The 19,315-nt window shown below is 35.4% G+C and carries 22 protein-coding genes; 19 read left to right on the top strand and 3 right to left on the bottom strand.

Going from position 1 to position 19,315, the window contains the following annotated elements; genetic code table 11:
* Position 1 precedes the first annotated feature (1 nt).
* Together SPD48_RS15945 and SPD48_RS15940 are read left to right on the top strand one after the other, a co-directional pair.
* Positions 2-877, top strand: a complete 876-nt coding sequence (locus SPD48_RS15945) for an SDR family oxidoreductase (protein WP_336259121.1) — start codon at positions 2-4, stop codon at positions 875-877.
* Positions 878-1,079: 202 nt separating this feature from the next.
* Positions 1,080-1,367, top strand: coding sequence for an MGMT family protein (locus SPD48_RS15940; RefSeq protein ID WP_336259120.1), 288 nt, complete (start codon positions 1,080-1,082; stop codon positions 1,365-1,367).
* A gap of 24 nt (positions 1,368-1,391) precedes the next feature.
* On the opposite strand, the gene SPD48_RS15935 is transcribed toward SPD48_RS15940, so the two are convergent.
* Positions 1,392-2,777, bottom strand: a complete 1,386-nt coding sequence (locus SPD48_RS15935; protein WP_336259119.1) for an alanine/glycine:cation symporter family protein — start codon at positions 2,775-2,777, stop codon at positions 1,392-1,394.
* A 370-nt stretch (positions 2,778-3,147) separates the two neighbouring features.
* Between SPD48_RS15935 and pdxK the strand changes: the two genes are divergently transcribed.
* The 11 genes from pdxK (at position 3,148) to aac(6') (ending at position 9,925) form a co-directional block, all read left to right on the top strand.
* Positions 3,148-3,945: a pyridoxine/pyridoxal/pyridoxamine kinase gene (gene pdxK / locus SPD48_RS15930; protein ID WP_336259118.1), complete on the top strand. Its 798-nt coding sequence runs from the start codon at positions 3,148-3,150 to the stop codon at positions 3,943-3,945.
* Positions 3,946-4,289: 344 nt separating this feature from the next.
* Complete coding sequence (locus SPD48_RS15925; RefSeq protein WP_336259117.1) at positions 4,290-4,589, top strand: DUF4176 domain-containing protein; 300 nt, start codon at positions 4,290-4,292, stop codon at positions 4,587-4,589.
* 18 nt (positions 4,590-4,607) lie between these two features.
* Positions 4,608-4,967 (top strand): hypothetical protein, encoded by a 360-nt coding sequence (locus SPD48_RS15920; RefSeq protein ID WP_336259116.1) that lies wholly within the window; start codon positions 4,608-4,610, stop codon positions 4,965-4,967.
* 4 nt (positions 4,968-4,971) lie between these two features.
* A complete protein-coding gene (locus SPD48_RS15915; protein WP_336259115.1) occupies positions 4,972-5,286 on the top strand; it encodes a hypothetical protein in 315 nt (104 codons plus the stop codon).
* A 38-nt stretch (positions 5,287-5,324) separates the two neighbouring features.
* Positions 5,325-5,687, top strand: a complete 363-nt coding sequence (locus SPD48_RS15910) for a hypothetical protein (RefSeq protein WP_336259114.1) — start codon at positions 5,325-5,327, stop codon at positions 5,685-5,687.
* A 25-nt stretch (positions 5,688-5,712) separates the two neighbouring features.
* Positions 5,713-6,885, top strand: a complete 1,173-nt coding sequence (locus SPD48_RS15905) for a pre-toxin TG domain-containing protein (protein ID WP_336259113.1) — start codon at positions 5,713-5,715, stop codon at positions 6,883-6,885.
* A 15-nt stretch (positions 6,886-6,900) separates the two neighbouring features.
* On the top strand, positions 6,901-7,323 hold the full coding sequence (locus SPD48_RS15900) for a hypothetical protein (protein WP_336259112.1): 423 nt from the start codon (positions 6,901-6,903) through the stop codon (positions 7,321-7,323).
* Positions 7,324-7,354: 31 nt separating this feature from the next.
* Positions 7,355-8,074 (top strand): PoNi-like cognate immunity protein, encoded by a 720-nt coding sequence (locus tag SPD48_RS15895; RefSeq protein ID WP_336259111.1) that lies wholly within the window; start codon positions 7,355-7,357, stop codon positions 8,072-8,074.
* Positions 8,075-8,077: 3 nt separating this feature from the next.
* Complete coding sequence (locus tag SPD48_RS15890) at positions 8,078-8,506, top strand: hypothetical protein (RefSeq protein ID WP_336259110.1); 429 nt, start codon at positions 8,078-8,080, stop codon at positions 8,504-8,506.
* Between the two features lie 109 nt (positions 8,507-8,615).
* The gene (locus SPD48_RS15885; RefSeq protein ID WP_336259109.1) at positions 8,616-9,347 is read left to right on the top strand and encodes a hypothetical protein; all 732 of its coding nucleotides are present in this window, start codon (positions 8,616-8,618) and stop codon (positions 9,345-9,347) included.
* 143 nt (positions 9,348-9,490) lie between these two features.
* The gene (gene aac(6') / locus SPD48_RS15880) at positions 9,491-9,925 is read left to right on the top strand and encodes an aminoglycoside 6'-N-acetyltransferase (protein WP_336259108.1); all 435 of its coding nucleotides are present in this window, start codon (positions 9,491-9,493) and stop codon (positions 9,923-9,925) included.
* A gap of 236 nt (positions 9,926-10,161) precedes the next feature.
* Here aac(6') and SPD48_RS15875 read toward each other — a convergent pair whose 3' ends face one another.
* Complete coding sequence (locus tag SPD48_RS15875) at positions 10,162-11,595, bottom strand: phospholipase D family protein (RefSeq protein WP_336259107.1); 1,434 nt, start codon at positions 11,593-11,595, stop codon at positions 10,162-10,164.
* A gap of 329 nt (positions 11,596-11,924) precedes the next feature.
* Here SPD48_RS15875 and SPD48_RS15870 point away from each other — a divergent pair, with 329 nt between their 5' ends.
* Positions 11,925-12,533 (top strand): YczE/YyaS/YitT family protein, encoded by a 609-nt coding sequence (locus SPD48_RS15870; protein ID WP_442962168.1) that lies wholly within the window; start codon positions 11,925-11,927, stop codon positions 12,531-12,533.
* Positions 12,534-12,553: 20 nt separating this feature from the next.
* On the opposite strand, the gene SPD48_RS15865 is transcribed toward SPD48_RS15870, so the two are convergent.
* Positions 12,554-13,669 carry an NAD(P)/FAD-dependent oxidoreductase gene (locus SPD48_RS15865; RefSeq protein ID WP_336259105.1) on the bottom strand — a complete coding sequence of 372 codons (1,116 nt, stop codon included), beginning with the start codon at positions 13,667-13,669 and terminating at the stop codon, positions 12,554-12,556.
* A gap of 205 nt (positions 13,670-13,874) precedes the next feature.
* Between SPD48_RS15865 and SPD48_RS15860 the strand changes: the two genes are divergently transcribed.
* From SPD48_RS15860 to SPD48_RS15840, 5 genes are all read left to right on the top strand, one after another.
* Positions 13,875-14,801, top strand: a complete 927-nt coding sequence (locus tag SPD48_RS15860) for a manganese-dependent inorganic pyrophosphatase (protein WP_336259104.1) — start codon at positions 13,875-13,877, stop codon at positions 14,799-14,801.
* Between the two features lie 135 nt (positions 14,802-14,936).
* On the top strand, positions 14,937-15,206 hold the full coding sequence (locus SPD48_RS15855; protein WP_336259103.1) for a DUF485 domain-containing protein: 270 nt from the start codon (positions 14,937-14,939) through the stop codon (positions 15,204-15,206).
* The gene (locus tag SPD48_RS15850; protein ID WP_336259102.1) at positions 15,203-16,741 is read left to right on the top strand and encodes a solute symporter family protein; all 1,539 of its coding nucleotides are present in this window, start codon (positions 15,203-15,205) and stop codon (positions 16,739-16,741) included. Before SPD48_RS15855 ends, SPD48_RS15850 begins: the two co-directional genes overlap by 4 nt.
* Entirely contained in the window at positions 16,738-18,501 is a 1,764-nt protein-coding gene (locus SPD48_RS15845) for a LytS/YhcK type 5TM receptor domain-containing protein (RefSeq protein ID WP_336259101.1), read from the top strand. Before SPD48_RS15850 ends, SPD48_RS15845 begins: the two co-directional genes overlap by 4 nt.
* Entirely contained in the window at positions 18,491-19,231 is a 741-nt protein-coding gene (locus SPD48_RS15840) for a LytR/AlgR family response regulator transcription factor (protein WP_336259100.1), read from the top strand. The genes SPD48_RS15845 and SPD48_RS15840 overlap by 11 nt, the downstream gene beginning before the upstream one ends.
* Positions 19,232-19,315 lie beyond the last annotated feature (84 nt).

The raw sequence follows: 19,315 nt of genomic DNA, 5'->3' as shown, positions 1-19,315 counted from the left end.
GATGAATAATAATAACGATATGAAACCAATCCCACCATACCCGACACAGGAGCAGTCCCAGCAGCCGGGGCTCGAAACGGAAATGGTTCCAAGACCCGTTTTTGATAATCCAAACTATATTGGTAGCGGAAAATTAAAGGGTAAAGTCGCCATTATCACCGGTGGGGACAGTGGGCAAGGTCGTGCGATTGCAGTTGCTTTTGCCAAGGAAGGGGCGGATGTTGCCGTTGTTTATTTAAATGAACATCGGGATGCAGAGGAAACAAAACAAGCTGTTGAAGAAAAAGATCAAAAGTGTCTACTTATCCCGGGAGATATTGGAGATGAAAACTTCTGTAAACAAATTGTTGAGCAAACAATAACTGAATTTGGTAAATTAGATATTTTAGTTAATAATGCGGCCGAACAACATGTAAAAACAGGTTTGGAATTTATTACGACAGAGCAAATTGAAAAGACTTTTCGAACCAATTTTTTCTCCATTTTTCATATAACAAAAGCTGCCTTGCCCTATTTAAAAAGTGGAAGCACAATTATTAATGCTGGCTCTTTGGCGGCCTATGAAGGAAATAAACAATTAATTGATTATTCCGCGACAAAAGGGGCGATCGTCTCCTTTACTCGCTCGCTTTCCAAATCATTGCACCATAAAGGAATTCGCGTGAATGGTGTTTGCCCTGGAAACATGTGGACACCACTAATTCCAGCATCCTTTCCGGCCTCCCAAGTGGCAAATTGGGGAATGAGCGCACCAATGAAACGAGCCGGACAACCGTGGGAAATCGCCCCAGCCTACGTATTTTTGGCATCGGAAGATTCCTTGTATATGGGGGGACAATTTATTCACGTGAACGGCGGAGTTGTTATAAACGGGTAGTTATATTAAATTTATAAAAAAATAATAAAATGATTAAGGGATCCAAAAAACACCTTCCGAATTATGAATTTTTGGAAGATGCGAATGTGATGGAACCTTACAAAAAAGAATTGGTTTATTATTTTGAGGGACGAATTAAGGAATTTTCATTGCCGATGATTTTCATGGCACAGAATTTCAACGGACAGTTTGGCGGGCACTGATGGAAATTCCTTACGGGCAAACAGTTACATACACAGAAATTGCGGAAAAGATCAATAGACCTGATGCAGTCCGGGCAGTAGGCAGCTACTATCTCCGAACAAATCGAATGACCCCTTATGGACGATTAGAAAGATGTCCAAAGGCAAACAGAATGAGAAAAGAGCATGTTACAGAGATGGTTTTAGCGAAACAATCTAACATCGATTATATTTACCATCTCATAATCCCCGATAACTTTAGGCAATCGGCCATTCAAGGAAGAATAAAAATTACCGATGAACTATAAAGTTCATCAGTAATATTTTATTAGTTATGCACTTTTCTTTCGACGGATATCTCCTAAGTAAAAGTCCATTGAATTGAAATATTCGTTTTTAAGTCTAACTACTTCTTTACTTAATAATAGTAAAGCAATAATATTCGGGATTGCCATTGCTGCTAGGCTAATGTCTAGAAGACTCCACATTACTTTTGCTCCACCAACCGCACCAATTAAAATGGAAAGTACATAGACTACTTTCATAACCCAAACGGCCTTATGTCCAAACAGGAACTCAGCTTGTTTTTCTCCATAGAAAGACAATACGATTACAGTAGACACTACAAAGAATAACAGTGAAATGGTTACAACATACCCACCAATGGTCCCTAACCCCTCGGAGAATGCGATGGAAGTTAATGCAGAAGGATCATCACCAGCGCCTTCAGCTTTCCATACCCCTGTAGACAATATAACAAAAGCAGTTGCTGTACATACGACCAACGTATCAATTACGACCTCTGCAAGGCCCCATAGACCCTGTCTAACCGGATGATCTGTTGTCGCTGTAGCATGAGCAATTGGTGCTGTACCTACACCAGCTTCGTTCGAATAAACTCCACGCGCAAATCCGTGTCTGATTGCCTGAGCAATTACTGCACCCCCAAACCCGCCAGCAGCTGCCATAGGTTTAAATGCATAACCGAATATTAAGCCAAAAACTTCTCCAACCATATTGATATTCATTATTATAATGAATAATGCTCCAGCCAAATAGATAAATACCATAAATGGAACAAATTTTTCAGTAAAGCTTCCTATTCGCTTAATACCGCCAATAATAACTGCGCCTACTAAAATCATCGTAATAATCCCAGTTACTATTGGGCTAATATTAAATGTTTCTTTAACAGATAAAGCAAGTGAGTTTGCTTGTACCATATTGCTTGCAGCTACTTCAAACATAAGGGCAACAGCAAACCAAACACCAAGCCATTTCATCTTCAATCCTTTAGTTATGTAATACATCGGACCACCGACGTATTCGCCTTTTGCATTTTTTTCACGGTACCGGACAGCTAGTACAACTTCTGAAAACTTTATTGCACCTGCTAATAATGCGATAACCCACATCCAGAAAATAGCTCCTGGTCCACCTAACATGATAGCAACAGGTACACCTACAATATTACCTGCACCGATTGTACAGGCCAGTGCAGAAGTAAGAGCTTGAAACGGTGAAATTGTACCTTCTGCCTGCTTTGTAGGATTTTGTTTCTTAAATAGACTTCCAACTGTTTGTCCGAAAATATATTTAGCATATCTAAGGTGAAAAAAACCTAATCTTACTGTTAAAAAAATACCGCTAATAAATAATAAAATAATCATCGGCGGTCCCCATATCCAATCCGATAATTGAACAATCCTGTCAATCATGTCTTCTCCCCCTTCTTTTTGTCAAAAAACGTGTTTTTGTAAGCGTTCTCTAAAAGTTGTTCTATATTTACTTACTAGCTTGTTTTGTCCCGGTCTCTTTCTGTCAATTGTCGACAAAGCATTTCTTAGGTAGTCACATTATAGTTAACAGATATATTTATGTCAAGGTTATTTCTGGCTTTTTATGTATATCTTGTTAGATAAATACTGCAATAATTTCTTACAAATGAGGTTATAGTATTGCTAAACAAGTAGTAGGGTATAAATTATTTTTTATTTGTATTAAAATAAAAACTCTTTTATTTTAGAAACATTTTTATTATTCTAGTAATATACTAAAAATTTCTTATGACAGAAAGTTGGAACATACATGAAAAAAGTATTAACATTTGCAGGATCTGATTCAAGTGGTGGAGCTGGTATTCAAGCTGATTTAAAAACATTCCAGGAATATGGTGTCTATGGCATGACAGCGTTAACTTCAATAGTCACAATGGATCCAGAAAATAATTGGAGCCATGGTGTATTCCCAATAGACCTAGAGATCGTTGAAAAACAGCTTAATACAATCTTATCTGTTGAAATTGATGGAATGAAGACTGGGATGCTTGGTTCTGTTGAGATAATCAAACTGGGAGCCAAAAAAATTGATCAATATAAAGTAAATCATGTAGTCATTGACCCTGTGATGGTCTGTAAAGGAGAAGATGAAGTACTACAACCTGAAAATACAGAAGCACTACGCGAATTGCTTATCCCTAGAGCAACAATTGTTACCCCTAATTTATTCGAAGCGGGCCAACTTGCAAAAACAGGTCCAATCAAGACTGTTGAAGGAATGAAAGATGCAGCAGTCAAAATACACAAACTAGGTGCGCAAAATGTCATTATTAAAGGTGGCAAAGCACTTGAACATGTAAAAGCAATCGATTTATTTTACGATGGTCAAACGTTTACTATATTAGAAGAAGATAAAATTGCTACTAATTATAATCATGGTGCGGGATGTACCTTTGCTGCAGCGATTACAGCAAATTTAGTTCAAGGTAAATCAGTAAAAGATGCAGTGTCAGCGGCTAAGCAATTTGTTACTGCCGCTATTAAACATGGTTGGAAATTAAATGAATATGTAGGTCCTGTCATGCATGGGGCATACAACATAAAATAAGCAGTTACTTAAAAGGTTTTGATTCCGTTAATGGATCGAGACCTTTTTTGTTAAAAATAAAGTAATATTTAGGATATTTACTAGGAGTAAAGTAATAAGTGTAATAGATTATTTTAAATAAAATAGTTGAATAAACAAGAGGCTAAAGAATGGAAGTTATGAAAGCGAGTAATCTTTTTGATTCATTTACTATTAAATCTATTAAAAACTCTTTACAATTGGAAGGAGTTTTATTAAAGTAGCGTTAAAATGGGATATTTTTCTATCAAAGCAATCTAGGCATAATTATCTAGTTTACTATAGAAAGTTAAAGTATCTTTGATTGAATCAAAAGAGGTGAATTTATGTTACCAATTGGAAGCGTTGTTATGTTAAAAAAAGGTGAAGAAAAACTAATGATTACCGGAAGAAAGCCAATCGTTGAAAATATACATAGTGAAAATGTTTATATGGATTATATGGCTTGTTTGTATCCAGTTGGAATGGTGAATGAAGAGATGTATTTTTTTAATGAAGAAGATATTGAAACAATTTTTTTTAAAGGGTACAAAGAAGATGCTGAATTACTGGATTTCATCGAAGAATGGGAAAAGCGTACGCCGATTAAAAAAGGAAATATTAATCAAGAATTTTTAATTGAATAATCTGGGAGGAATGACGGAATGGATTATGATACGCGGATAAATCGATTGGAAAATGCAATCCAATGGCTGGAAAGTGCTCAATCAGTTGCGCTTTATTGTCCAGCATCTATTCATTCAAATTTTTGGGATACTAGTCAATCAAAAAATGCTGCGGAAGAAACATTCAATCAATTAGATTCCTTTCTATTACATTATCAAACAGCTTATTCGGATAGTCTAGAAGCTCTTAGAGCAAGAAAAGAACAATTGTATCAGACAAAAATAGAGTTATTTAACTATTATACGAGAGAATTAATGGGATTATCAGCAGAAGACCGTGCAAATTATTTAAATAAAGCAAACATTGATCAGAGTGTGAAAAAAATGCTGGGAGGGTAAACGAATGCTTGAAATTGGTAGTGGAGGAAGCGCGAAGGTTACCATTGAGTATGATTCAGATAAAACACTCCAAGGAATATCAGATGTTAAAAGTCAACTATCTGCATTTATGGATTCAACGAATAAAATTACAGGCGAATTTGATCGAATATTTGCTGAATTGTCAGGGGAGTCCATAAATAACTATCGTGAACAGGTAAATGAATATATGGTAAGTGCAAAATTGGCTGAAGATTATATTACTATCCTCGTTGATTTAGTAAATCTAATGGATGATGAAATTTCTGAGGCGGAACGGAAAAGTGCGAATATGTTTTAAATAGGTGGATTTAAACCTTGCAAAAGGAGTGGGAAAGTATGAGTAAGATTCTTATCGATATGAATCGCATGGAAGAATTGTATAAAGTGCTTTATGAAGAAAAAGGCAGTGCTGATCTGATGATTAGTACACTTATTAAATTTAAAGAAAACTTGGAAGAGCAAGGGATTGATCGGAGCAGTTTGGGACAAGTTCATTATTATACAGATACATTAATTAATTTAATGGAAATTCTATCGAAAAACATCACTACACTTCAAGATAATGCAACCGAAATTGCTGAACAATTTGCACAAACAGATCAAACATTGGCTGCTTATCACGGTATGCCAAGTAGTGGAATAACGAGCTATGAAAGTTATGAAGTAAAACAATTGCAGAAAGAGTATGGTATGTATTAAGGCAGGACTCGAAAGAGGTGATGGTGTGGGAAAGTTGAAGATACAGACGGATGATATACGTGAGTATTTAAATCGAATGTATGCTTATTATGAAGAACAGGAAGATGTGATTAAAAGCCATGTCTCGATTATACAAGATATTCAAGACCATCTTGCAATTGAAGATCTGGCTGCAGTACAATTTGAATTAGGGGAAGTAGAAAAACGAGGTAAGAATTATATTGATCAAAAAATGCCACCATTACACGATATATTACCTCAAACAAAACCCGTCGATCCATACATAGAAGCAGTATCAGTAGTTCAGCAATATATACAAGAAAATGATGTGATGTCACTAAGTAGAGAAATTCGGGAATTACAAGCCTATAATCGGACAACAGAACCGAAAGAGCCGATGAATTGGGAAGGCGTTGCTGAGTTTGGCTTAGACATTGTAGGCGTAAATGATTTATACCATGCATTTAATGGCAAGGATCCTTTTACAGGAGAAAGTTTAAGCTTCGCTGCCTGGTTAGAATCCGTCGGTTGGAGTATTTTAACGGTGGTTCCACCGGCAAGGCTTGCAAAAGGTGCTGGAAAAGTAGGAACTGCTGCTAAAGGTACACGTGCACTCCAAACTACGAAGGCCATGAATGCCCAAGAAAAATTGACACAGCTTAGTCAATTGGCGAAAGCACACGGCCATGCAATCGCAAAAAAAGGAAAAGAACTAACCCAAGCAGAAGCAGATCGGCTAGTAAGACAAATAAACGAAATGTTAGATAATCTCGGGTTCTTTCCTAATTCTGCTTTCGCCAGTGCAGGAGGACCAAGCTTTAAAGTGGTAGAAAATCAATTTCAGATGTTTAGTAAGGGGAAAACTGGGGCTGGAAAAAGTTTAGGGAGCAGTGAAGTAGTTTACAATGCTAATAGAAATCCTGACTTGAGAAAGCTTCGAAGACCCACCTTTGATAAAATATTGGACGAAGGTTTCGAGAATGGTATGAAACTTAATCCTCATGCTTATAATTCGCTTTTTAAGTCTGGGAGAAAAGATATCATGCCAGCCGATGTTATTGAAGCGCTAAAAAATACTCCAAAGAAAGCACAAGGAAATAGTCAAGAATATATAAATCCAAAAACCGGTACTAGTGTATTTGTTAATGCAGACACGAATGAAGTAGTCGGAATATGGCCAGCAACTTTTAAACGGTAGAAAGCAGGGAGTATAATGTTCAAAATTAAAGATGTATTAAAAGAAAATATTGAAATAACGACAAGTTTTATAGAAGAAGTTAATACTTATTCTATTTCAACTGAGAAAATGAATGATGATTGTTTGCCAATCAGATATTCTCAAAGCTTAATGGTATGGATTGACGAAAATGGGTACATAGGCGAAATGGAGTCGATATTCCCAGTACAGACAGAAGAAGATATGGAATTTAGTTTTACATCAAATTTTGTTAGAGAAAAAGGGCTCCCTAAGATAGAAGTTTTTGAAGAAAATAAAGATATTAAAGTTAAAAACACTAAAGGTGGATTCATCCTTTTATTCTCCGATTATACGCAAATCGATAAAGTTATTGAATGTGAAAAAGTAAAATTCTATTGCTCAAATAACTTTGTAATTGCAATAGATGCTCTACTTTAATTGAAAAGTAGAACCAGAGGATTGTGAATTCATGGTTAGAGATAAATTAAGAAGTAAAAAGTATTTTAATCAATTAATTGAAGATGAGGAACAGCGAATTACTAAATTTACGAATGTAATTAGGAAAGTAATTGCAGAAAGAGGAGAAGTCGATGATGGAGTTGAAAGTGGGTACAACTATCTCTTTGGGGCTCACTTTAGAAAATTGAAAGCATTATATTCCTCAGGTGCTCCCCTAGAAAAGATCAAAGACTTTGTTCCTGAAGTCATTGATATAGCGGAGAAAACATGGGATTCAGAAGGCGATTATATAGAGATGGTCTATCTATTGTCAATAGGGTATATGTTAAATATTGAGTCATCACAAATGGAACGATTAAAACAGCTAATTATAAAAGATGGCGTAGAAGATTATTTAATTGATTTCTTGCTTCATTCCTACGATACAACTTGGGAAATTCGGACTACTTCTCTTCATTTTGGTCACCCTTATCCACTATTACATGATATCATCCAAGATGAAAATAAAGAAAAAGCATTATCTTTATTAAAAACTTACTTAGAAGTAGATTGGTACGATGCCCACGATGATATGGGATGGTACGATACTCATAAAAAGGAGGATGAGCTTATTTACAGCGGTTACTGGAGTTTTGAATGTGGTGCGATTGCCAAAACCCTTGGGTTAGACGATAGTAGTTTAAAAGATACACCTTATTATCCGTATGATATGGTTCATTTTATAGGTTGAAATATGTTAAAAGTTACTGAGATTTTAAAAGACCCTATCACGGTTAAAGGAAGAAAAGTTCAAGAAGTAAGGACATATTCAATTAGGACTGAACGGATGAATGATAATTGTCTGCCAATCAGATATGCTCAAAGTTTAATGATATGGATTGATAAAGACGGATACATAGGTGAAATGGAATCAATCTTCCCAATTCAAACTGATGAAAATATTGAATTTGCTTTCTCGTCAAATATTGTTAAAGAACAAGGATTTCCACAACTACAAATAAAAGAAAAGAATATGGACATAAAGGTAAAAAACACTGAAAAAGGGTTCATTCTGTTATTTTCCGATGATAGAAGAATTAATAGAATCATTGAATGTGGGGATGTAAAATTCTATTGCTTGGATCAGTTTGTTATTGCACTGGAAGCTATGATTTCGATGTAATATTAAACATACTTTATAAAAAAAGTTCAACGAACCAGCCAGATAATTGAATAAATTATATTTTAATTACTCGCTAGAAATAAATAATTAATACAAGGTGGCTGTTTATTTGGATATAAAGCAAGATATCGCACGTACAAAAATGAGGTCTATGTGGGGATGTTTAATATGGGCAGTAATTTTGATCTTTGGACCCATTCTATTTTTGACTATCAAATTCTACTACGACACAGAAATTAAAGAAAATACCCTTGTTGTCAGTGATTCTCCAAATGATGTAAATAAAATTAAGGTGATTGAAAAAGGAGAACCCTTTTTCTTTGGTCCTTCCTCCATTCGTTTGAAATATAGAAATGAATATCTTGATACAAGTATATCTAATGATGGTAAGAGACTAGATGAATCGAATATTGAAATCACCTGGAACAATGAAAATGAGGCAAAAATTATTTTATATGGAGAAGAACAAGTCCCAGAGGTAATTAGCTTTAAGGCAACAAGTAACGCCACTCCGTTTAATGTAGAGTACATAGAACTTGGTTATATTCCAACTGCATCCAAACAAGATCCATATGGGGATTATGCTATTCAGATTCGAAAATCCACATATTCCAAGGGATCGAAACAGCGTTATAATTTCAATGCACCTGTCAGAATATATTATGGTCAAAAGAACAGTGATCCGAGTCGATATAAGGAATGGGACATAAGGGATCTTTCAATGTGGGATACTTTCGAATTATATTGGAACGATGATTATGTTTGGATTGATGTATTGGGCGAAAACAGTAACGGGACAACGTATGTTAAAGATTCAATCGAGATACCATTTAATGAATAGGTTCGTTGACTGTAATCCAAAAATACAAATAGGGTTAAGTTTAATAGTATTCGTATTCAACAAACGGTCGCGACCGCATAAGACAGTTATTTATTTATCGAGCCAGATTGTTTAATGTTATTCAAAAACTTGGAGGTTTTTTGATGATAAAAGAAGCGACATTAAAGGAAGCAAAAGAAGCTGCAAATCTCGCTCTACTACTGTGGGCAGACCACACATTAGAGGAATTAATTCAAGAAATGAGTCTTCTTATTTCTCAGCCTGACGCAAAAGTTTTCTTGGCATATTGTGACAATAAAGCAATTGGGTTTGCACAATGTCAATTGCGATATGATTATGTTGAAGGAACAAATTCAAGTCCTGTAGGCTACTTAGAGGGACTATTCGTAAGAGATGCGTTTCGTGAACAAGGATTTGCAAAAAAACTGGTGAATGTTTGTGAGGAATGGGCGCGAAACAAAGGTTGTCGTGAATTTGCAAGTGATTGTGAGTTGGAAAATGAGGGGAGCTTGGCAGTTCATCTAAAATTGGGATTTAGAGAGGTCAACCGTATTATTTGTTTTAAAAAAGATTTATGAGGATAGGAGAGACTAAGGATTCCATATCAACTTCGGCAATCGGGCGCGCTTCTTGAATAAGTGTCCTGCAGCATTTGGCTAGATTACCTTTGAGAGGTGGCGAACCCTAAGGAAAAAATTAGAGTATGACGATAGCGTGACAGTATTTTGTTCCTCGCAGCTTCAATCAAATAGCCGAATAAACTCTCTACTCCTTAAAAAACAGCCGCTTCTTCATAAGAAGCAACTGCTTTTCGCTAATACGTCGTTAACCCTGTTAATTTTTGGACCCAGTATGTTAATTTTCTGGCAGGAGTTAATGTATCTTGATATTTTTCATATTCCGCTGTAAAAATTCCGTCCTCGTTGTTCCACATACGTTGAAAATAAGCATCCATATCTTTCATTACCTGTTCATCTAAGGATGACACGATTTTTATATCATTCTCTAAATTGAGGTCGTCTAAGTTTCTCTGTGTGTAATTTGCTGAGCCTCCGATGATTATTCCATCCTTTTCATCTTTAATATAAATCATTTTTGGATGGTATTGTTCCTCTGCAGAATCATACCAGCGAATTTGAATGTTATCATGTGTAATCATTTCTGAAGAGGTCGGTAAATTCGGCAGACCCGCTTTTGTATGACCGAAGGCAATTTTATTCGCATCGAGAATCATATTCACTTGAACCCCTCTATCTGCAGCAACCACTAAAGCATCGATCACCTTTTTGTCGGCTATATAAAACATACTTAGCCATATTTCATCTCCTTGCTTTGTCTGGTTAATATTTTGTAATATGTGTTCATATATCTTTCCTTCAGTTAGATATTTTATCGCAATATTTCCTTCTTTTTTTTCCTTAGAATCTTTTCTTTTTCTAATATTTATGGGGTGCTCTTTGGTTGTATAGTCGATGACCGCTTGCTCCGATTCGAAAATGTCATTGATTATGTTCCCCCTCACCTTAAATGCAGTATTGGAGAAAAAACCACTTTCATCATGAGCATTTGCTGATGTAATGATTGCTGCTTTTTCGGTAGCTACTACTTTTCTATGATTTGCTTTTACATTAAACAAGAGTAAGTATGAGCGTAGTGTAACTTTTGGCGCGTCTGACGAAATCGGATTTGGCAGCCAACCTTTCCCTTCCTGACCAAACATCTGGAAAAATATCCGCCAGATGCCTGAATAGAGAGGGTTTGAATCTCTTAGTTCATTTAAACTTGTAACTACCACATCGATCCCGTTCTCTTTCAGTTTTTCAAGCAGTTCATTTTCATATGAATGATACCCCGTATTTACTGGATCAGTAATAAAAATAATTTGGATATTAGGATGTTTTTCTTTTTGTGTAATTAATGCGTTTGTTAGATTCGAACTTAATTTAGGAAAATCTCTGTCTTGGTCTGTGTAATTATTAAATAGAAACATATCAACGACAATAACATCTTCCGCTTCTCCGATTATTTTTTCAATTTCTGAAAAAATTTCCTGTTCATATATCGTGATGCCATTCTCATCTTGATAAGTCAGATTATATAAGAATTCTACATCATCTACATAATGTGTTTCGCCTTCATATGAGATTCTTTCTGGTAAAGATTTATTTGTATTGTAAAAAATGACGAGAATTAATATAACAATAAACAAAAGCAATGCTATAAGGTATTTTCTCTTGTGATTTTTCATGATTTTCCCCTTTGGTTTATTTTTTATATACCTTAAAAGGAGGAAAGCAAAACGTTAGTTAAACAGCAAGATTCGATTTACAAATTTTCCATGGTATAATTTACTTAAGATAATATTTTGGAATGTTCCAAAAGGGATTCAGTTAGTTTTAACAGTTACCAATAAAAAGTTCACGCTAAGTTAGAGTTGCTCATCTTCCCCTAATTTATTTCTTCCTGTAGGGGATCCGACTCATCATAAAATTGTCGGATGAGATTACTAATCGATACATCTTGAATTTTGCTTGAAAGTAGTGAAGTGAATTGATTTATGTACGTTTTCTAGTATTTATGATTGGAACGATTCTTTTTAGTTTTGGGATTTCTGTTACAATCAACATGCAACATTTAGGTCTACATCCATGGGATGTACTGAATGTAGGATTATTTGATAAGTTCGGATTAACGATTGGTACATGGAATATTATTATTGGAATAATCCTTGTAACCGTTTCATTAATTTTAGACAGGACATATGTCCGTATTGGTACGATATTAAACGCTTTTCTAGTTGGATCTTTTGTTGATTTTTATTTATGGCTAGATTTTCTACCTAAGGCCTCTCATACATGGATGGACGTCGTTGTTATTGTTGCAGGAATTGTATTTATGGGGATTGGCGGAGGAATTTATAATGCTGCAGGAATTGGATCTGGACCAAGAGACGGGTTTATGTTATCTATTTCAGATAAGACTGGTGTCTCGATCGGAAAGGTACGGATTATTACGGAAACAAGTATCCTCTTGTTAGGGTTATTAATTGGAGGACCAGTGTTTATCTTTACGTTAATTTTTACGTTTGTGCAAAGTCCTATTTTCCAATTTATATACTTAAAAGTAGTCGAATTTCTAAACCGGATAGAACCGAATAAAAAGCAACAAAAATCAAAGGCGATATAAAACCGCCCTTGTTTTCTCATTTATTTCAACACTTGCTCAACACGATATGCGTTCAATTCAACATCTAGCTCAGAACCTTCTACCATTGCTGCAAGTTGCTTTCCGATAAAAGGTCCAGTCGTAAGTCCAGATGCCCCTAGTCCATTTGCAATCAGTAAACCATTTATTTCTGGGATTTTACCGAAAATAGGTAAGTGATTAAAGGTAAATGGTCTAAAACCAACTCGAGTTTCAACGATCGATAAATTACTTAATCCAGGGGCTACCTTTAATGCTTCATCAAGTATATAGTGAATACCGCTAGCTGTAATGTTTGTTGTGAGTGTGTCAGTATTTGCATGAGAGGCTCCGATAACTATTTTGCCACGATCAAAATGTAACATATATTGATTATTAGGTGGCATCACAACAGGCAATGAGGATGTATCGATTGTGTCTGTTTGCAAATGGATGATTTCACCTTTTTGCGCAGTAATATTCAGGTTTATGCCTAAAGGTTTTAGAAGCTGGGGCATCCATACCCCATTTGTTGCGATGACCATGTCTGCATGAACGTTTTTTTCTCCGACTTCTACACCGGTTATTTTATTTTGCTTTGAATTGATATTCGCCTTTCCTTTTATATATATAGCACCGTATTTCTTTGCAGCTGAAATAAGGGAATCACGTAACGCGCGACCATCAACACGTGCTGCTCCTTCGATAAATAAGGAAGAATAGGTACCATTTAACATAGGAAGTTTCTCCTGGGTTTCTTTTTCTGATAAGAGTGTGAGTTCACCTATTTGCGGAGCAATCTCTCTTCTTTTACATGCAATCTCTTTTAATTCGTGTAGTTTCTCTACATCAGTATGCAATCGCATTGCGCCAATTTTTTTGTACCCAGTATCCCTTTCTCCATCAGCATGTAATTCGGAAATCAACTGTTCAATATAGGCGGCTCCTTTTCGAGCTAATTCATACCAAGCTTTATTTCTTCTACGAGTTACCCATGGACAGATGATGCCCGCTGCAGCTGAAGTTGCACGACCGTCTGCATGTTCATCAATTAAGGTAACATGAAAACCTTTTTGAGCTAATTCATAGGCGGCTGAAGCGCCAACAATTCCAGCTCCAATAATGATAACTTTTCCCACTACAAATTACCTACCTTTTTTGAAAAAACTGTATTGCGCGTCGAACATTTATTAGGTAAAATATATCTTAACATAATTTAAACCTCTTTCGTCTTGAAATGTCGAATATTGAAGATAACAGGTAGAAAAACAAGTTAAATATGTAACTAATTGTGGAGAAATATGTTAATGTAGTACATATAACTATTGAATTAGGGGTATTGAAATGGGAAAAACATTCATATTTGGGCATAAGAATCCTGATACAGACTCAATTTGTTCAGCGATTGCATATGCAAATTTAAAGACTATGTTAGGAAAAAATGTTGAGGCGGTCAGACTTGGAGCGCTGAATAAAGAGACGGAATATGTTTTACAGTTTGCTGAAGTAGAGGCACCTCGCTTCATTGAAAAAGTAGAAGAAGGTGTGGAAGAAGTTATTCTTGTAGACCACAATGAATTTCAGCAATCAGTAGATAATATTAAGGATGTAAAAATTACTGAAGTAATTGATCATCATCGTATTGCAAACTTTGAGACGAATGATCCACTTCTTTTTAGAGCAGAACCAGTAGGTTGTACGGCAACAATTTTGAATAAAATATATAAAGAAAACGATTTAGAAGTAAACGAAAAGAATGCTATTTTACTTCTTTCTGCTATTATTTCCGACACTTTATTGTTTAAATCTCCAACTTGTACAGAAGAGGATATAAAAGCAGCAAAAGACTTGGCGAAGATCGCGAATATTGATTTAGATACATATGGTCTTGATATGTTAAAAGCGGGAACTGATTTAAGCGATAAGTCGATTGCCGAACTCTTAGCAATGGATTCTAAAGAGTTTATGATGGGGCCATCCAAAGTTGAAATAGCACAAGTGAATGCAGTAGATCTTGAAGAAATTTATGAAAAACAAGCAGATCTTGAAAAAGAAATAGAAAAGATTATAGAAGATAAAAAGTTAGATTTATTTTTATTAGTTGTTACGGATATTATTAACAGTAACTCGGAAGTATTAGCCTTAGGTAAAGCAAGCAGAAATGTAGAAGATGCTTTTAGCGTACAATTAGCAGGTAACCGCGCATTATTAGAGGGTGTTGTTTCTCGTAAAAAACAAATTGTTACTAATTTAGGTGCTACCTTTCAATAAAACTACAGAGAGAAAGTAGCTATTATTCCGAACTTAGGAAACACATTGTTTCTCGTTCGGAATTTTCCTGTTATTTTAGAATATTGTGTTAAGTTTTCGAAATTTTTAATTAAATAAATAGAATGGAGGAGTGAAGTGGATACCATCAAAAGATGGAAACAGGAGAGAAGGTTATTTGTTGTATCCATAACAGTATTAGCAATTATTTTTTATTTGGCTCTCCCGCTATCTCTTAGTGTGATACCTGACACGATGAACAAGCCGGCAATTGCCAATGTGTCTTGGGCATGGATTTATGCTTTTATGCAAGTCCTAATGACTTGGTTAATCGGTTGGGTTTATTGGATTAAGGCAAAACAACTGGACAAGCTAGTTGATCGAATAAAGCAGGAGGAAGCGGAATGAACTTTACCTATTTTTTATTTTTTGTCTGTATCGTTGTCTGTACGTTAATTATTACATACTGGGCTGCAAGACGTAGTAAGACAACGATACAATTCTACACAGCTGCAGGGCGATTAACAGGAATTCAAAATGGAATGGCAATCGCTGGTGACTATATAAGTGCAGCATCTTTTCTTGGGATTGTCGGTGCAATTGCGTTGAATGGGTATGATGGGTTTTTATACTCACTCGGTTTCTTAGTATCATACTTAGTCGTTTTATTGTTTGTTGCTGAACCTGTTCATCATTTAGGTAAATATTCATTAGGCGACGTGATTTGTGCACGATTTCCTAGCAACCAAATTCGTTGGATTATGGCAATCGGTTCTTTTATTATTTCTATTTTTTATATGATCCCGCAATTGGTTGCTTCAGGCTTACTACTTAGATTACTATTAAATATTGATTACTCTACCTCAGTTTTAGTGATTGGCAGTTTAATGACTGTTTACGTTGTTTTTGGTGGAATGATTGCTACGTCATGGGTGCAAATTGTTAAAACGATTCTACTTATGTCGAGTACGTTTTTATTATCCTTAATTGTTTTTTCTTATTATAACTGGGATGTATATACGTTGATAGATAAAGTGAAAATGGGTACTCCTTTTGGTGATCAATTTTTTATGCCGGGTCATTTACTGACGAATCCATATGAAGTGTTCTCATTATATATAGCGTTAATTTTAGGGACAGCAGGGTTACCGCATATATTAATTCGATTCTATACGGTACGCAATGCAGCTGAGGTACGTAAGTCTGTTCTAACAGCCAGTTGGATTATTGGATTATTTTATTTAATGACGTTAGTTTTAGGGTTAGGAACTGCTGCAGTTATTGGATATGATTATTTAATCGTAGCTGACTCCACTGGTAATTTAGCTGCTCCTCTATTAGCAAAGGCATTAGGGGGAGACTTTTTATTAGCATTCATTTCTGCTATTGCTTTTACTACGGTTGTTGCGGTAGTCGCAGGTTTAGTTATTTCTGCAACGACAGCATTTTCTCATGATATTTATCACCATATAATTAAAAAGGGTAACACAACTGAAAAAGAGCAGTTGAGAGCGGCACAATGGTCTGCATTTGCGATTGGTTTAATCTCTACTTTATTTGCTTTAGGATTAAAAAATATTAATGTTACTTTTCTAGTGTCGTTAACTTTTATCGTTGCTGCTTCTAGTAATCTACCAGTTATTTTGTTTACTATATATTGGAAACGCTTTAGTAAGACTGGAGCATTAATAGGTATGATCAGTGGCTTAGTTGCCTCCCTGTCTTTATTAATGCTTGGTCCACATATTATGAATGTAGAAAATGGCTGGATTCTGCGGGAACCTATCTTTAATTTGTATAACCCTGGAATTATTGCTATTCCGATTGGGTTCTTAGGAGCAATTTTAGGGTCATTATTTTTTCCTAGTAAAGAAGAAATCGATTTTGAACGCTTTTATCTCAAGGCACAAACAGGGATTACATTAAGGAGAGAAGGCAAGTGAAAGACTTAACTATCATTTTATTAGAGCGTATCGGTTTACTGTTAGTCATTGCCTTCGTACTTACTCGGGTCCCAAATTTCAGGTCGTTGCTATATAGGGAATATGATACGAAAATGACAATTATTCATGCATGTGTCTTTGGAGTTTTTGCCATTGCCAGCAGTCATTTTGGAATTGTTTTATCAAATGGAGAAGTGATTAATAAAGGATTAGTTTGGATTGTAGAACCTGATCATATGGTAGTGAGCTTAAGTTTAATTGCAATTGTAATCGCTGGTTTATTAGGAGGTCCAATAGTAGGCTTAGGTGCGGGGATTATTGCGGCAGTACATTTAGTGTTTTTAGGTGGAATTGGTTGGTTTGCCAATATGTTAGTTAATCCGCTAACCGGGTTATTGGCAGGTCTGACAGGTAGGTTTTTTTCAAAAGCAAGAGTTATTTCACCGATACAGGCTCTTTTTATTGGAGTGTTTCCGCCCATTTTACAGATGCAATTATTAATTGTCTTATATCCTCAAAATGAAAATGTTATTCAGTTTGTTAATTTAACAGGATTACCTTTAGTCTTATCTAATAGTATAGCAATTGCCGTATTTACAGCAATGATAGGAATTGTGTTAAATGAACAAGAAAATGAAGCTGCTTTAGCGACGAAGCAAGCATTGACGATTGCAGAAGAAGCATTACCTTTTTTAAAAAGCGGTTCATTAAGTGACCATGCTGACGGCATTGCTAATTTACTTTATGAACGCTCTGGAGTTGCTGCGATCTCGGTTACAAGTCAAGATGAAGTATTAGCATTTAAAGGGATTGGAGATGACCATCACCAAATCGGCCATAAAATTATAACTCCTTTATCGAAAGAAGCGCTCGAAACAAAAGAGATACAAATTGCGTATTCAAAAACAGACATTGCATGTCAAAACCCTGAGTGTCCTCTTGAAGCGGCAATTATTATTCCAATTACTGAAGCAAATGACACGATAAGTTTAATAAAATTTTACTTTCGTAAAACACAACATATTAGACCTGTTGAAAAAGTGTTGGCTCAAGGGATAGGCGATCTTATTTCGAACCAGTTAAAAGCCATTGCGAGTGAAAATTTAAAAGCAAACATTCGTGATGCAGAGCTGCGGAACTTACAAGCACAAATTAATCCTCACTTCTTATTTAATACATTACATTTAATAGCGACACTTTTCAGAGTTGATCCGAAAAGAGCAAGGCATATTACAATTCAACTAGCCAATTTCATGCGATTTAACTTGGGGATCGCTTCAGAATCATTGATATTATTAGAAAGAGAATGTGAGCATGTGAAAGCTTATATCGAAATTATTCAGGCGAGATTTTCAAATCGGTTACAGATCAATTTTGAACAAGAGCGTACAGTCTCTAATGTATTAATACCTCCATCGACTATTCAGCCGTTAGTAGAAAACTCTATACAGCACGGACTTAAAAGTGTCACAACAAACGGGAAGATCGATGTGCTTATTAAAAAGCAGGAAGATCGAATTATGGTCATTGTTCAAGATAACGGTGTAGGGTTCGATGAAAAAGAAATTGAAAATATTAATCATAAAAGAAAAACAAATAAAGATAATGGTGGGATTGGTCTTTATAATGTGAATCAACGATTAATCAGTTTGCTAGGTGAAGAATCACGTGTATATGTGGAGAACTTCCCATCAAGAGGAAGTAAGGTTTATTTTACAATCCCAAATGGTGCAGTAAGGAGGAATACAAATGCAAATTAAAGTAATGATTGCCGAGGATGAATATTTAGCTAGAGAAGAATTAATTTATCTACTTGAAAAAGAAAAAGAGATCATTCTATGTCCTAGTGCTGAAACAGGAGAAGAGTTAGTAGACCTTTATTTTGAACATAAACCCGATGTGTTGTTTTTAGATATAGAGATGCCAGGTATTACAGGGGTTGAGGCAGCCAAGCAAATTATGAAGTTTACGAGTAATACCCCTTTATTTGTTTTTACAACTGCCTATGATGCTTATGCAATTGATGCCTTTGAAATCGAAGCAGTTGATTACTTATTAAAACCGTTTGACCAGGGCAGACTCCATCAGGCGGTAGAACGAATTAAGAAACGGCTGTTGGATAAAAAAGAAATCGAACTTCCGAATACACATCCATCCAGTGGAAAATTATTAATTGATGATGGAGAAAAGATGATTGTCTTATCTCCTGATTCAATTTATTATGCCGTTCCATCTCAACGGATGCTGGAAATTCACACGGAAAACGACGTTATTGAGAGTAAAATGACTTTACAAGAATTAGAGAAAAAATTAGAAGGCTTGTCATTTTTTCGAACTCACCGTAGTTATTTGGTAAACCTAAACCATATTTTAGAAATTACACCTTGGTTTAATGGTGCGTATAATATTACTTTAAAGAATAAAGAGAAAACGACAATACCTGTAAGCAGGTCGGCACGAAAAGCATTATTTGAGAGATTTGGACATTAAGAGGCTTTCTAAATTAATTATTGAACCACTTAGTCTGAATTTTTAACCATTCAAACGGAAATAACACAATTTGTTCATGATTTT

The sequence above is a fragment of the Pseudogracilibacillus sp. SE30717A genome (assembly GCF_037071985.1).
Taxonomy (GTDB): Bacteria; Bacillota; Bacilli; order Bacillales; family Amphibacillaceae; genus Pseudogracilibacillus.
Note: the sequence above shows the minus strand (reverse complement) of the source record. Positions and strands in the feature narration are given on the sequence as shown.

Bases quoted from the DNA above. Each gene is read 5' to 3' on its own strand.
- SPD48_RS15945 (WP_336259121.1), top strand. From the start codon at position 2: ATGAATAATAATAACGATATGAAACCAATCCCACCATACCCGACACAG.
- SPD48_RS15940 (WP_336259120.1), top strand. From the start codon at position 1,080: ATGGAAATTCCTTACGGGCAAACAGTTACATACACAGAAATTGCGGAA.
- SPD48_RS15935 (WP_336259119.1), bottom strand. From the start codon at position 2,777: ATGATTGACAGGATTGTTCAATTATCGGATTGGATATGGGGACCGCCG.
- pdxK (WP_336259118.1), top strand. From the start codon at position 3,148: ATGAAAAAAGTATTAACATTTGCAGGATCTGATTCAAGTGGTGGAGCT.
- SPD48_RS15925 (WP_336259117.1), top strand. From the start codon at position 4,290: ATGTTACCAATTGGAAGCGTTGTTATGTTAAAAAAAGGTGAAGAAAAA.
- SPD48_RS15920 (WP_336259116.1), top strand. From the start codon at position 4,608: ATGGATTATGATACGCGGATAAATCGATTGGAAAATGCAATCCAATGG.
- SPD48_RS15915 (WP_336259115.1), top strand. From the start codon at position 4,972: ATGCTTGAAATTGGTAGTGGAGGAAGCGCGAAGGTTACCATTGAGTAT.
- SPD48_RS15910 (WP_336259114.1), top strand. From the start codon at position 5,325: ATGAGTAAGATTCTTATCGATATGAATCGCATGGAAGAATTGTATAAA.
- SPD48_RS15900 (WP_336259112.1), top strand. From the start codon at position 6,901: ATGTTCAAAATTAAAGATGTATTAAAAGAAAATATTGAAATAACGACA.
- SPD48_RS15895 (WP_336259111.1), top strand. From the start codon at position 7,355: ATGGTTAGAGATAAATTAAGAAGTAAAAAGTATTTTAATCAATTAATT.
- SPD48_RS15890 (WP_336259110.1), top strand. From the start codon at position 8,078: ATGTTAAAAGTTACTGAGATTTTAAAAGACCCTATCACGGTTAAAGGA.
- SPD48_RS15875 (WP_336259107.1), bottom strand. From the start codon at position 11,595: ATGAAAAATCACAAGAGAAAATACCTTATAGCATTGCTTTTGTTTATT.
- SPD48_RS15870 (WP_442962168.1), top strand. From the start codon at position 11,925: ATGATTGGAACGATTCTTTTTAGTTTTGGGATTTCTGTTACAATCAAC.
- SPD48_RS15860 (WP_336259104.1), top strand. From the start codon at position 13,875: ATGGGAAAAACATTCATATTTGGGCATAAGAATCCTGATACAGACTCA.
- SPD48_RS15850 (WP_336259102.1), top strand. From the start codon at position 15,203: ATGAACTTTACCTATTTTTTATTTTTTGTCTGTATCGTTGTCTGTACG.
- SPD48_RS15840 (WP_336259100.1), top strand. From the start codon at position 18,491: ATGCAAATTAAAGTAATGATTGCCGAGGATGAATATTTAGCTAGAGAA.